The 14,504-nt window shown below is 40.3% G+C and carries 12 protein-coding genes; 8 read left to right on the top strand and 4 right to left on the bottom strand.

The genetic code is table 11. The features are described from left to right. The first annotated feature begins 33 nt into the window (after positions 1 to 33). The 3 genes from AC6CHV_RS10960 (at position 34) to pdaA (ending at position 4,521) form a co-directional block, all read left to right on the top strand. The gene (locus tag AC6CHV_RS10960; RefSeq protein WP_498078903.1) at positions 34 to 1,230 is read left to right on the top strand and encodes an MFS transporter; all 1,197 of its coding nucleotides are present in this window, start codon (positions 34 to 36) and stop codon (positions 1,228 to 1,230) included. Between the two features lie 146 nt (positions 1,231 to 1,376). Continuing rightward, entirely contained in the window at positions 1,377 to 2,912 is a 1,536-nt protein-coding gene (locus tag AC6CHV_RS10955; RefSeq protein ID WP_440272634.1) for a fumarate hydratase, read from the top strand. Positions 2,913 to 3,759: 847 nt separating this feature from the next. Beyond that, positions 3,760 to 4,521, top strand: a complete 762-nt coding sequence (pdaA, locus tag AC6CHV_RS10950; protein WP_498078920.1) for a delta-lactam-biosynthetic de-N-acetylase — start codon at positions 3,760 to 3,762, stop codon at positions 4,519 to 4,521. A 168-nt stretch (positions 4,522 to 4,689) separates the two neighbouring features. On the opposite strand, the gene AC6CHV_RS10945 is transcribed toward pdaA, so the two are convergent. Both AC6CHV_RS10945 and AC6CHV_RS10940 read right to left on the bottom strand, forming a co-directional pair. Then, positions 4,690 to 5,283, bottom strand: coding sequence for a lysozyme inhibitor LprI family protein (locus AC6CHV_RS10945; protein WP_498078902.1), 594 nt, complete (start codon positions 5,281 to 5,283; stop codon positions 4,690 to 4,692). 102 nt (positions 5,284 to 5,385) lie between these two features. After that, the gene (locus tag AC6CHV_RS10940) at positions 5,386 to 5,898 is read right to left on the bottom strand and encodes a DUF2269 domain-containing protein (protein ID WP_498078901.1); all 513 of its coding nucleotides are present in this window, start codon (positions 5,896 to 5,898) and stop codon (positions 5,386 to 5,388) included. A 173-nt stretch (positions 5,899 to 6,071) separates the two neighbouring features. Here AC6CHV_RS10940 and AC6CHV_RS10935 point away from each other — a divergent pair, with 173 nt between their 5' ends. The 5 genes from AC6CHV_RS10935 to rlmD all read left to right on the top strand — a co-directional run bounded on the left by AC6CHV_RS10935 (position 6,072) and on the right by rlmD (position 9,481). After that, positions 6,072 to 6,395, top strand: coding sequence for an SMR family transporter (locus tag AC6CHV_RS10935; RefSeq protein ID WP_121448729.1), 324 nt, complete (start codon positions 6,072 to 6,074; stop codon positions 6,393 to 6,395). Then, the gene (locus AC6CHV_RS10930; protein WP_121448728.1) at positions 6,396 to 6,749 is read left to right on the top strand and encodes a DMT family transporter; all 354 of its coding nucleotides are present in this window, start codon (positions 6,396 to 6,398) and stop codon (positions 6,747 to 6,749) included. It begins immediately after the preceding gene. 57 nt (positions 6,750 to 6,806) lie between these two features. Beyond that, complete coding sequence (locus AC6CHV_RS10925) at positions 6,807 to 7,118, top strand: cupin domain-containing protein (RefSeq protein WP_121448727.1); 312 nt, start codon at positions 6,807 to 6,809, stop codon at positions 7,116 to 7,118. An 88-nt stretch (positions 7,119 to 7,206) separates the two neighbouring features. Next, complete coding sequence (locus AC6CHV_RS10920) at positions 7,207 to 8,073, top strand: DNA-3-methyladenine glycosylase family protein (protein WP_121448726.1); 867 nt, start codon at positions 7,207 to 7,209, stop codon at positions 8,071 to 8,073. A 13-nt stretch (positions 8,074 to 8,086) separates the two neighbouring features. Continuing rightward, a complete protein-coding gene (rlmD, locus tag AC6CHV_RS10915; RefSeq protein WP_498078900.1) occupies positions 8,087 to 9,481 on the top strand; it encodes a 23S rRNA (uracil(1939)-C(5))-methyltransferase RlmD in 1,395 nt (464 codons plus the stop codon). A gap of 197 nt (positions 9,482 to 9,678) precedes the next feature. On the opposite strand, the gene AC6CHV_RS10910 is transcribed toward rlmD, so the two are convergent. Next, positions 9,679 to 12,186, bottom strand: coding sequence for a DEAD/DEAH box helicase family protein (locus AC6CHV_RS10910; RefSeq protein WP_498078899.1), 2,508 nt, complete (start codon positions 12,184 to 12,186; stop codon positions 9,679 to 9,681). Then, positions 12,187 to 14,496: a site-specific DNA-methyltransferase gene (locus tag AC6CHV_RS10905; protein WP_040303644.1), complete on the bottom strand. Its 2,310-nt coding sequence runs from the start codon at positions 14,494 to 14,496 to the stop codon at positions 12,187 to 12,189. Positions 14,497 to 14,504: the final 8 nt, after the last annotated feature.

Here is a 14,504-nt window from a genome sequence, read left to right as displayed (position 1 = left end):
TATAAGGTAAAAAGCAAACAGGGGAAGATATCATTGGGCATACAAACTAGTAAATTTAGATGGGTTATTTTTGCTTCTGTTTTGTTTACGTATGTGGTCATGTCAAGTCAGCGAACCGCACCAGGATTGATTACAGACCAACTGATGACGGATTTTCAAGTAACAGCTACCACGATTGGACTACTCACGAGTATCCAATTTTTTGTGTACACAGGTCTACAAATGCCAATGGGTATCTTGGCGGATCGATATGGACCAAACTTTTTTCTGATACTAGGCGCCATCCTTACAGGCGTTGGAACCATCATTTACAGCTTGGGAACCCATGAAGTCGTCCTCTTTTTTGCAAGAATCCTAACTGGGATAGGGGATGCAACCATTTGGGTGAACTTAGTACTAATTTTAAGCAGATGGTTTAATGAAAGAGAATTTACCCGGCTAATTGGTGTCGCAGGCATGACAGGTAGCCTTGGTTTCTTAATGGCAACTGTCCCTTTTTCAGCATTAATTGTTTTACTAGGTTGGCGAGGCGCTTTTCTCTCAGGGGGAATTCTACTTTGCTTGTGTGGGATTTTTCTTTACATTGTACTTGTCAAAAAGCCTGGCCACCCGATGATAGAGAAAAAAAAGGTTCAGCGTGAAAAAACATCAGTGTTACTCCGACGAATTTTTACCAATCGGCAGGCATGGGCTTTGTTCTTATGTCACTTTGGGCTTGTTGGAGGGTATTTAGGTTTTATAGGTTCGTGGGCAGTACCTTATGGAATGGATATGTATGGCTTGACACGATTGGAAGCAAGCCAGCTTATTATGTTTAGTCTGATTGGCGCGCTAATGGGTGCACCGTTAATTGGCTGGATCTCAAGTCGATTAGGATTAATCAAACGACCTTATATCTTTTTTCATATTGTCACGGTGTTATGTTGGTCTACTTTTCTTGTTTTCAGAGAGGGACCCCCATTATTCTTGCTCATTTCACTTTTCTTTATTATCGGATTTTCGTTCGGTTCAAATTCTCTAACCTTTGCCGTTGTTCGCCAAACGTTCCCAACAAGTGAATCTGGTATGGTTTCTGGATTTGCGAACACGGGTGGTTTTTTAAGTGCCGTATTGCTTCCGGCCATTTTCGGTGTTGTGTTAGACCACGTTACCTTTGGATATTATTATGGCTTTATCATTCCTTTGATTTTTTCAGTCTTCGGTTTGATAGGAGTGAACCTTATAAAATAAAAACCTCAGGTTGCAACGATTCCGGTAAGATAAAATCTGGAATCGTTTGCAAATCCCTTCCCGAAAAAATTAGATAGGGGTATAATGAAAATTGGATTATAAATAACATGTATAAAAATGGGGATATAAGGGAAAGGGGAATACAGATGGATAAGCTACAACAAAGTATGTACAAGTTAATTGTAGAGACATCAACAAGACTTCCAAAGGATGTACGTAGAGCGGTTGCTCGCGCAAAAGCGAGTGAAAGTGCGGGTACTCGTGCTGCTATGTCTCTTTCAACCATCACCAATAATATTTCAATGGCAGACGTAAATGTATCACCAATCTGTCAAGATACAGGTCTACCAACTTTCAAAGTGAAAACTCCTGTTGGAGTGAACCAATTAAAAATCAAAGCTGCGATTCGTGCAGCCATTGTGGAAGCGACTAAAGACGGAAAGCTTCGTCCAAACTCAGTTGATTCATTAACTGGTAAAAACAGCGGGGATAATCTTGGTGAAGGTGTTCCGGTTATTAAGTTTGAACAATGGGAAAAAGACTACATCGATGTTCGCCTTATTTTAAAGGGTGGCGGCTGTGAAAACAAAAACATTCAATACAGCTTACCATGTGAATTAGAAGGACTTGGTCGTGCGGGCCGTGACTTAGACGGTATTCGTAAGTGTATCATGCACTCTGTGTACCAAGCACAAGGACAAGGCTGTAGTGCTGGATTCATCGGCGTTGGAATCGGTGGGGACCGTACATCTGGCTATGAATTAGCAAAAGAACAACTTTTCCGCTCTGTTGAAGATGTCAATCCAAACGAAGATCTTCGCAAACTCGAAGAATACGTAATGGAAAATGCAAACAAGCTTGGCATCGGAACAATGGGCTTCGGCGGCGAAACCACTCTACTTGGTTGTAAAGTGGGCGTTATGCACCGTATCCCAGCAAGCTTCTTCGTATCTGTTGCATATAACTGTTGGGCATATCGCCGTCTAGGTATCACTCTTGATGCTGAAACTGGTGATATCAAAGATTGGTTATACAATGAAGGAGAGGAAATCGACTTCTCTAAAGAACAAGAAGAGGTACAAGAAGTAAAATCAGAAACTCGTGAAGTTGTGCTTCAAGCTCCAATTACTGAAGAGCAAATTCGTGAATTAAAAGTTGGTGACGTGGTTAAAATCAACGGCCGTATGTTCACAGGTCGTGACGCTATCCACAAACATCTATCCGAAAACGATGCACCTGTTGATCTAAATGGACAAGTCATTTACCACTGTGGTCCGGTAATGCTTAAGGATGAAGATGGAAACTGGCACGTAAAAGCTGCTGGCCCAACAACAAGTATTCGTGAGGAACCTTACCAAGGCGACATCATGAAAAAGTTTGGCATCCGTGCTGTAATCGGTAAAGGCGGAATGGGACCAAAAACGCTAGCTGCACTTAAGGAGCATGGTGGAGTTTACCTAAATGCAATCGGTGGAGCTGCACAATATTATGCAGACTGCATCAAGTCAGTCGATGGCGTTGATCTCATGGAATTCGGTATTCCTGAAGCAATGTGGCATCTATCTGTTGAAGGTTTCACTGCCGTAGTAACCATGGATTCACATGGCAACAGCTTACACGAGGATGTTGACAAGTCTTCATTAGAAAAACTAGAACAATTCAAAGAGCGTGTATTCGCTTAATTGATTAAGTACCCGTTACGCATTGTGCGTAGCGGGTTTTTTAGGTTGGTTGGAGGTTAGGGCACAAATAATTGGAGTTAGGGAACAATTAATCAGACTTAGGGCAGAAATAATGTAAGATAGGGCACAATTATTCGAGAATAGGGAACAAATATCACTTAGTATCACTCAGCAGTGTTCACAACAGTGCATTTTCTAAAAAACGTTCATCAAAAATTAAAATAGACAATTATAAATGGTTTTGTGGAGCATACACACTCAAAATAGGAAGAGCATGATAGTTAAAACCTTTTTAAAAGTACAAGCTAAGAGTGGTTTCTCCTAGGAATGTATGACAAGATGAGGCTCGCGGTACACGCTCAAAGCGAAAATGCTCAAGCATGTATGTTAAGAATGGTTTAGCGGTACACGCTCAAACCTAAAATGCCCAAGCATGTCCCGCAAGACCAGTTTAGCGGTACACGCTCAAAGCCGAAAGTCCCATGCATGTCCCGCAAGATCAGTTTCGCGGTACATGCTACAATCAAAAATACCCCAGCATGTACGTCAAGACTATTTTAGCGGTACACACTCAAACCAAAATAGCCACCGGCATGCCCTGCAAGACATTCTCACACTACAAGCTCGGCCAAAAATACACACCAGCATGTTCCGCAAACCCAACCAGCAACACAACTCCGCCCCCACAAATTTTATTCAACTAACCCACAAAATCTTTTTGGTAATGTATTCGTGCATGAACTCCCTAAATGTGGTAAAAACTAACTCTACTACTAACGGAGTTTGGGAGGTTTTACTTTTGAAAAGGCTTTTGGGCTTACTTCTTCTTTTAACTGTTACCTTTTCATTGGTTGGTGCCCACCAGGCAGCAGCAGCTTATTCAAATGCACCCATCCATTGGGGCTTCAAAAAAAGCAAAAATCATGAACCGGCATCAGCGGGTGAGGAGTATGATAAACTACTCGCAAAATATGGGGCATTTTATATTGGGGACCCAACTAAGAAAGATATCTATCTAACCTTTGACAATGGCTATGAAAATGGCTATACCGAAAAAGTTCTCGATGTGTTAAAAGAGAAAAAGGTTCCTGCAACATTCTTTGTAACCGGACATTATCTAAAAGATCAGTCCGACCTCGTCAAACGAATGGCAAAGGAAGGACATATTGTTGGCAATCATTCATGGTATCATCCGGATTTAACAAGAGTGAGTGACGAGCGACTCCGAAAAGAGTTAGATTCAGTTAGGGAGGAAACGAAAAGGCTGACTGGGCAGGATGTCGCCTATCTTCGACCACCGCGCGGCATTTTCAGTGAACGTACCTTAGCATTATCGAATGATTTGGGCTATCAAAATGTATTCTGGTCACTTGCATTTGTTGATTGGCATATCAATAATCAAAGAGGTTGGGAGTATGCCTATAACAACATCATGAGACAAATTCATCCAGGTGCAATTCTATTGTTACATACAGTATCAAGGGACAATGCGGAAGCGCTTGGTAAAGCTATCGACGATTTACGGGAGGAAGGGTATACTTTCCGAAGCTTAGATCACCTAATGGTTGAAAGATCCATTAAAGAAGAGCTACTGTTAAACATGAATTAAATGGGAAAAGGACTTAGAATTTGTCTAAGTCCTTAGTTATTAATGTCGAGCTTCAGGCGCCATCGGCTCGAGGTCATAAGCCAATCGCATCGGAAGGTAAAAGACACCTTCTGTCAGCGCTTGTCTTATGCTTGTCGCCTAAAGCTGAGCGCCTTACGCTTTTCTATTTTACATATATTTTTCAACTAATTCATAGCATCTTTCTTTGGTGACCTGTGCCTGTGTGTTTGTTTTTACTAAAGACTCCATTGTGCCACCTTTGTACTGTTCTGCTTCGTCACTTGCCGCTTTATATTTGTATTTTATCCATCGGCGTTGTTCTTCACGTAACTCATCCATTTCTTCAGTCGGAAGTTGTTTCTCAAGTTCTTTCCAGATTTTATTTAGCGCATCGTCCCAGGCTTTATAATTTGCTGCCGCGATTTCATCCATCTCAACTTGAGTTTCTCCCTCAGGCTGGCTTTCGATTTCCTTCTCAATCGCTTCAAGTTCACTTAAATATTGGATCTTAAGAGGACTGTCTTCTGTCTCCCCTTCGACGTTAGTGTCTGTAGACCCTGCATCAGCATTTTCCTCAGTGGTACTTGCCTCGTTACTTTTTTCAGTGTCTTCAACAGTCTCATTTGGATCTGCTTTCTCTGAGTCTGCAGTATTTTCTTCGTTCTTAGTTGGTTCTTCTGGTGTTAGACTCGTCTCCTTATCTGTATTTGCACAAGCAGCCAGCAAACCTAATATGACAGTTAACAGTAAAAACTTCTTCATGATAAAAACTCCTTGTAAAAATTTGTTTTATGTAAACTACTTTAACAAAAATGCATGTATCGTCAAATTATAACGCAAAAACGATAAAAGAGCTGTAAGTATTCAGCTCTTTTTCTGTGGTACTTTTTTCTTCCGCCAAGGTTTAATGTACGAAATAATAAAAATAAAAATGGTAACTGCCACTTGAAAATAGACCGCATATTGTCTCAATAAGTGGTTTTGAATGAACTCGGGATTGGTCAATGCTAATTCCCGTTGGGTTTCAAGGAGCTCCATATTCGTGATCATGAGCTTGTCTATAATAAAAATCCCAACAATCGTTTGAATTAAATAAAGTACGAATTTTACGCCAACCCATCGATGTTTGAAAAATCCCCAGTTTGTAAAGAATCCATAGGTGAGCCCCACTAATAATGTGCCGATCGCACCCCAGCGAACAATATGATCACTAATGATTACAATATTTTTATATCCCAAATAAGACTCATCAAACTTAGCGAAATCAAGATGTATATTAAGTGCAAGGGAGCTCATTATTCCTCCGAAAAAGACCACGACTAGAAAAACGTGAATAATTTTTAACCATTTCATCCCTTTAGGTCCGATTTTTTTCATATTTCAATACCTCCCGTGTTAACTGAACAACATCACTCATTTTACGCCGAGGAGGAACGTTTACAAATATGCCTCAGACGTAACTTTCACTACAACTGAGGTCCTATATTTTCTACACTTGACCGAGGAGGTAAAATGGAGAAAGAGACTTTTTTATGGTAGGAGGAATCACAATGAATCCATACATCCTTTTGGTTTTTGCGATTATTAGTGAAGTGTTTGGCAGCTCGATGCTCAAAGCAACAGACGGATTCAAAAAGTTCCTGCCTTCTTTAGGAGTCATGGTTGGATACAGTCTAGCATTCTACGGTTTATCACTTTCTTTAACAACTTTACCACTTGGAATGGCTTATGCAATCTGGGCCGGAGTAGGGACAGCACTAACTGCATTAGTCGGAATCATCATCTATAAGGAACATGTTGATCGGAAAAAAATCCTTGGATTCTTCTTAATCATCGGTGGAGTCATTTTACTAAATGTCGGAGGGGGTCATTAAATGAGAGGATATTTTGCATTATCTATTTCAATTATTTGTGAGATTTTTGCAACAGCCATGCTTAAAATGTCCGAGGGATTTACTGTACTTTTCCCCTCAGTCGGTGTCATCATTGGGTACGGACTCGCCTTTTATTGCTTATCCTTATGTTTAAAAACCCTTCCGTTAAGTTTGGCGTATGCAATTTGGTCGGGTGTTGGAACCGCACTAACGGCAGTCATTGGTGCCCTTGTGTGGGGAGAGGTTTTTAGCACTCTTAAACTAGCAGGGATCATTTTGATTATCGGTGGAGTGATTTTATTAAATTCTTCGAAAAGCGAAGAAATTGAGGAATCGAAAGCTAAAGCACTTTAATAAAGAAGCATTACCTTTTATAATTGTAAGGGAATACATAGTAAGGGGGACAAGGAAATGGTTGGAGAATGGGAAAACGCAGAACCAGGGGTAAAACGAAAAATTTTCCCTCCGGGTGAATCAGTGATGATGATGGAAGTGCACTTTGAAAAAGGGGCAGAAGGCTACCAACATAGCCATCCTCATGAACAGTTCACGTACGTCATGAAGGGAAGCTTCCAGTTCACAATTGAAGGTGAACAAACAACGGTATCCCAAGGAGAAACGATTTTTATTCCAGGAAACCATAAACATGGAGTCGTTGCACTAGAAGAAGGTATTTTACTAGATGCATTTACACCGCTTCGTGAAGACCTACTTAATAGATAACAGGGAATCCTCTTGCTTGCAGGGGGATTTTTTTTGTGCTCAAATGGTATAATGTGTCTTAACACTTATTGAATTGAGGTAGGTTTCCATGTGGGAGAAAAATGTGCATGTACAGCCGCCATATAATTTCGATCGCGTCCTAGACCGGCTATCGATAAATCCACTTATCGATTTAAATAAAGATGAACGCTCCGTGAAGGTACCATTTTATATAAAAAATGAACCTGTGGTAATCACGGTAAAAGCAACTGGAACAACGGAGAATCCAATTTTCGTAGTCACTGGTACTCAAACTGGTTTAATGGAGCAGGCATTACAACATGTTTCTCACATTTTTCAATGGGACGTACCGTTAGATAAAATCCAGGATCATTTTTTACAAACAGACCTCAGAGATATTTTCATAGAACATCGCGGGACACCGTTGGTATTAGACTTTGATCCATATTTTTGCTTGATGAAGTGTATCATCCATCAGCAACTCAATATGACATTTGCCTATACATTGACATCACGGTTTGTAACGACATTTGGCGAAGAGATTGAGGGAATGTGGGTGCATCCTCGACCTGAAAAAATAGCGGAGTTAACGGTTGAAGATCTGAGAGAGTTGCAATTTAGTGGTCGGAAGGCTGAATATGTGATAGATACCTCCAAACTGATTGCAGCAGGAGAGCTAACACTTAATGACCTCCAATCGAAAACGGATGATAAAGTCATAGAGACGCTTGTAAAAGTCCGTGGAGTTGGAAAATGGACCGCTGAAAATTTTCTATTATTTGCGTTGGGACGGCCCAATCTATTCCCGATGGCAGATATCGGAATCCAAAATGCCATCAAAAAATTATACAATCTTGAGAAAAAGCCATCCTATGAACAGATGGAAGAATACAGCAAGCCGTGGGAACCATACTTAAGTTATGCCTCCCTGTACTTATGGCGAAGCATCGAATAGAAAGTTGTGTGTAATGATGAAACAACAAAAGGAAAACCAAGCAAAATTACAGGTGGGACAAACATTTCCCCTTACTATAAAAAGACTCGGAATTAACGGAGAAGGTGTCGGATATTTTAAAAGACAGGTCGTCTTTGTTCCGGGAGCACTACCGGGTGAAGAGGTAGTCGTTGAAGCAACAAAGGTCCATCCAAAATTCTCTGAAGGAAAGATTAAGAAAATCCGAAAAAAATCAGAGCATCGGGTGAAGCCACCTTGTCCAATCTACGAATTGTGTGGCGGTTGCCAACTGCAACACTTAGACTATCGTCAGCAATTGAATGAGAAGCGGGACATTGTCGTTCAAGCTTTTGAGCGCTACGGTAAAACGCCGATTGATAAGCTGAATATTAAGGACACGATTCGCATGGTCAACCCGTGGAACTATCGAAATAAAAGTCAGTTCCAGGTAGGACTGGATAAGCAAAAAGTGATCGCGGGACTTTATGGACTTAATTCTCATAAGCTAATCGATATTGCTGACTGTATGATTCAACACCCTGCAACAAGCAAGGTCACTCAAACAGTCAAAATGATCTTACAAGATTTAAAAATCTCAATCTATAATGAAAGAACTCGAAAAGGGCTTGTCCGCACAATCGTTACACGAGTAGGCGTTCAGTCTGGAGAGGTTCAGGTTGTCTTAATTACAGCTCAAAAGGAAATCCCACGTAAACAATTATTAATAGAAGAAATCTCGAAACGTTTACCAGAAGTGAAATCAATCATCCAAAACATCAATGGACAAAAGACTTCACTCATTTTTGGAGACGAATCGATTCATTTACATGGGAATGAGGTCATTCAAGAAACCCTAGGAGACCTTTCATTCGAACTGTCAGCACGTGCATTTTTCCAGCTGAACCCGGAACAAACTGTCAAACTATATGATGAAGTAAAAAAGGCAGCACAATTAACCGGTAAGGAAAAAATCGTCGATGCCTATTGTGGAGTAGGAACAATCGGACTCTGGCTGGCAGATGGGGCAGCAGAAATCCGCGGCATCGAAATCATCCCAGAAGCCATTGAAGACGCAAGAAAAAATGCAAAAAAACATGGCTTCCAAAACGCCACCTATGCCGTAGGAAAAGCCGAAAAGCTCCTACCAAAATGGGTAAACGAAGGCTGGCGCCCAGACGTCATCGTCGTCGACCCACCGCGCACAGGCTGCGACGATCAATTCTTGCAAACTGTGTTAAAAGTGAAACCGAAGAAAATGGTGTATGTATCTTGTAATCCGTCTACATTGGCGAAGGATATTCAAGTGTTATCGAAGCTTTATCGGGTGGAGTATGTGCAACCGGTGGATATGTTTCCGCATACGGCGCACGTTGAGTGTGTTGTCTTGATGTCACGGGTGGAGAAATAAGGCTATTCAAAGCACTGATAAATAAAGGGTTTCCTGACATTGAACTTTGCTCACGGCTACTTTGCCGAGGATGTTAAAGTCGGGAAACCCTCATTTTTATTCTTTGAGGAAACATATCAACTACCCTGAAAACGATAGGGTCGAGTTGATAGATTAGATTTTTTATTGGGGTTGAGGAGACAGTATAGATGTATTATTTAATCTTCTCGTACAGCATCTGTATCGAAAATTCTATCCAGTTCCTCGTTTGATGTTATGCCACGAACTTTATTCCTAATCGTTGTTTTTCCCATATCTAGTCGATAGAAATGTTCACGACCATCTACACCTTTTTTAAGTCGAATGAGCTGAATCCTGCCAAATATATCCCAATGCTTCTCTGCGAATTTTGCTAAACCCACTGCCTTAGGATAATTGTCTTTTCGGCTAGGATCGTGTGGTTCTAAAATATCAAAAACATAACCTTGTGCATCAGATCTAACAATAACTAAATCCGGGAACATAGGAGTGGTGACACCGCTGACTTCGTAAGGGATTTCTAGTGACCACTTTTTGCGGTCAAGATTACGTAACCAGCATACAGCACCATTGTTAAGCTCTTCTGTAACAACTCCGCTTTCCCATGGATTCAGTGATGTTTCAAATGTGCCGTCCTCTAAACAATAAAGATGCTGCTCAAATTTACTGCTATTATCTGGTTTAGAAAAATCAATAGAATCTGGTAACATCCATGGTACAGATATCGGTTGTACAGAAGCATTAGTTAATCTTTCATAGACATTCTTTCGTGCCTCGCTAAGTCTAGCAATGGATCGCTTGTTGTTTTCGTACAGTGTTATGAATTCTTCTTCAGCATAGTCATTAATCCTTTCCATTGCATCAGTATCATGTGTAAGAATGATGATTTCTTTTTTTACATCAATATGGTCTCGGGTACTATGACGAATCCAATATTCCTTGTGTAAACCCTCTCCCAACAACCTTCCAGCTTGCTCAAAATGTCGGGAAATATCAAAATCGGACATGGTCATTGTCTGTGTTTCTTCATCAAAGGAGTAGGCATTGTCTCCGTATTCAAATATCAGTGTACCGAGAGCAAAACCAGTAATTGAAGCCCCTCGAGTGTCAAAGTCTCCACTTTCTTTTATCCGTGAAATCTCACCATCCATTTTTGATAAAACAGCATTTTTAACAGCTTTCTGCGCCCCTAAGTCAATACCATCCATCGTCAGTGCACGTGAAAGCTGTATTAATAATTTAAGTGGTGCCTGCTTTCGAGATGAATCTATCCGATAAGTTATGAGGTTATCCATTGCCTCAAATACATCGGAATAGGCAAGGTTTCGTCCAAGTGTAACAAGCTCTTTACTAGTGCCTGTTTCGGTAGGCATAGCAGCCTCACTGTCACGCAGGGCATTAACTACATTCTTCACTGTTTCTTCATCAAAGTATGGAAGAAATAGGCTGACACTATTAAGCTCAGCATCAGAAGAAATCCGTCTTGCCAAAGGTGTACGTATCATACGTCCTAGCAACTGAGCAATATAAGTATAGTCTTGGGCACTGCGGAATGACATCATCGTTTCAGCTCGCGGGCAGTCCCAACCTGTGGAAAGATTCATTTTGAAAAACACAATCAGCACATTTTCTTCTTCTTGAATTCGGGATGCTTCAATTTGCTGAATTTCAACATCACGTACTTTAAGTGTGCCATGGTCATTAAAAGTATGTACTGCTTCTCCAGGCTGTAATTTGCGTCCCAGCGATTCTTCTAGTAAATCGATGCAAGCCCCCAAATCGGTTTGGGTTGCTATACGATCATTCCCATCATCAACTTGAATAACAAGAATAGGGTTTATCATTTTTTCATCTTCGCGCTCACAGTAAGTCTTCCAATGAGTGCATTTTTTGCGCCAATTATCAATTGCCCCTTTAAACATGGTCATATCAGCATTAAATTGAATATCTGGATAGTGAATAATAATTCTATCTTTCAAAAGACCTGACTCACGAACCTGCTCAGGAGGGACGATGACTTTTTGAACCGTTGAAGTCGTTCCGGCAATTAAGTTATCAAATCTCTGAGGAGTTGCAGTCACACCTATAATTAAAGGCATGACGCAAAGACCGTCATCTTCACTACCCTTAATGAATTTTTGCATGATAGATTGCGCCTTATTTTCTGCTTGCACAGATGTATAAGTTCCCCTATGTGCTTCATCTATCACCACATAAAACTTTTTAGGAATCCGTTTAGCAGTATTAGTAAGGGTTTCCCATATGGAATACTGCCGCTTATCAGATGATGAAGTCAGTAGCTTATCAGAACCGAGTTTTTGTGTATTTAGAAAATAAACGTGACCACCTTCGAAATACTCGGCACTAAAGTTTGAATCAATAGTTACCAAGTCCCTAACAGGGATTTTATCTGATTTGCTTTCAATTTTTAAGCGTGTTTGCTCGTTAAGTTCTGGTGAATCGGAAAGCCAAACAAATACTGAATCTGGATCTCCAATGTTGTCCTCATTACCATAGAGTATTTCTTCAAAAAGAGTCGTCATAATAATAGTTTTTCCCGAACCAGTTGGTGCGGAAAACGAGATTATCTGAGGCTTATTTTCACGCCATACTGCATGAGCATCCTTAATTGCAGAATGCAGTTCACCAAGGGCTGTTTCCTGAAAAGGAAATAATATATCTCTCATTTATGAATCCCTCCTGCTTCCTAACACAAAGTTATCGATATAATCTCGATATAATTGATATGTGTTATTTACTTTTACTCCGGCAGCCATTTCACGGAATGCTTCCTCGGAGTTAGTTACAAAATAGACCATTTGGATACCGTTCTCTTCAGAAAGCTTTTCGGCAAATTCTGCGAACCGTGTTTCATCGACTAAAATAGCAAAGCCATTTTGCGGAAGAATTAACATCTCTGGTTCTTCATTGTAATTTACTTCTGGTCGCTTTCCAATAGCTCCAGATTTGAGCCAAAGTAATGGTAGTATTTCGTGGAACTGTTGGCCCAATGAAACAAGATTTTTATCCAAGAATTCTAGCTTGAAGTATTCAGCATTTGCAGGAAAACCATCGCTCATTGGACGTTTAACTTGTGATGTTACAATAATGGGGCCTAGCAATTCTGAAACACGTGTCTTAATTGACTTGAATATGGCAGTCGATTTTGAGGCTATATAAAAGTCTGATATTTGATCCTGTTCTTCAATGGCAGATAACCACTCATCAACTGCATTTACATCAAAAAGAATTGATGCTGTATGTTTATTTGAAACAATGAATTTACAGTCTTTGGTTACTAATGATTGCGGCAATTGTGACTTTCCTTCCTTATTTCGAAGTAAAGAAACAATTTGCTTTTTTGCAGCTGCTGTTAATTCTGTAGGGTTATCGACAAAACTTAACTGATAGAATGAACGGTCTACTTCATCAGATACAGTCTGAGTAGTAAAGTACTCACCCGTTAAGACAGAGCTATCATCACGTCTTCCAAGGATACTATACTTTGTTCTAGGCCAAGTTATAGCACGACATATTCCATGTTTTTCCCATTCAATATCACCGGGCTTATAGCCATTTTTTTTCAAGGTTTTTGATTCATCATCTGAGACTTCGTTATTAGTTACTAAAATGCAGCGGCGGTTTCCGTTGTCCTCAGCATTAAGTAAATTTACTGCGTGTAATGTGGTACCACTTCCTGCAAAGAAGTCAACAATCAATGCGTCTTTCTTACCCGAAACTGCGAATGTTAGCGCTTCGCGGACTGCATAAAGTGATTTGGGATATGAGAAGCCACCACCAAGTATGGCCTTGATCATATCAGTACCGTGGGCTTCTGCATTACATAACGGATCTGTCCAGACAGTTTTAGGTGGTTCACTTTCCCTACGAAGAATTACTTCTATTCGGTCTCCTCGCCTTTCAACATACATTCGATCCCTAACAGTTTCTACAGTATCTCGTCCATATCTCCATTTCTTTTCTATGCCATTTTTATCAATAGGCCAGACATAAATGGTACCATCGTCATTGTGTTCTACTTGTGCTGATGGATGTAATTCCTTATCAAGTAAATCACCGAAACCGATAATGTTATAATTCGAGTCTAAAATTACGGGATAGAAACATGTTGCGCCTTCATAACGACCTGAGGTACTTCCCCAACGTCTTAGATTATAGACATCGCCACCAGTATGCTGTTTACGGTAAATAATACTATCAGCTGAATATGAAAATATTGCATATTCGTGAGTTACAGAGAATTTTTTACCCTGAGTTCCACCGGGATTATGCTGAATGGTTACGCAAGTATGAGTTAGGTTTGGAAAAATCTCATGAAGAAGAACCCATAGATGCGCATATTCATTATCATCTATTGTAGTAATCAAAACACCATCATCAGCAAGTATTCTTTTTGCAATCTTTAATCGCTTTTGCATCATTGAGAGCCACTTACTGTGTCGCCAGTTGTCACTAGAATCAACATAGTTATTATTGTATTTCCAATCCCGCGCACCGGTGTTGTATGGGGGGTCAATATAAATACAATCAACCTTCTTAGGGTAGAGATATTCCAGTAACTGAAGGGCATGATAATTGTCTGCTTCAATGATTGTATGCCATAAGTTACTATCAGGTGCATTTTTAACTGAATCAATAGGCTGGAGGGTGGGGAAAATTGGCTCGCCAAATTGAGCAACTGAAACTAGCTCCGTGATTGGTATGTTCTCAGTATTACCAGTTGCTTTGTTACGACAAAGGGCAGTATCTCCATCTAATTTCAGCACCGTATATACATTATTAATATGGCCTGTTTTTTGTGCAACAGTAGAGCCACGTTTGATAGAAACCTCATAAAGTGGAGTGCATTCAGGGATATGTTCCTCAAATACAAGTCCAAATTTTTTATTTTTTGAAATGCGGGCAAATTCCTCTTCCAAGCGGCTACGCAAGGAAGTGTCCGGAATTTGGCGCAATAAATCATCAATTGCAGCCATTTCTTTTG

Source organism: Ferdinandcohnia sp. GQ5, from assembly GCF_059759275.1.
Note: the sequence above shows the minus strand (reverse complement) of the source record. Positions and strands in the feature narration are given on the sequence as shown.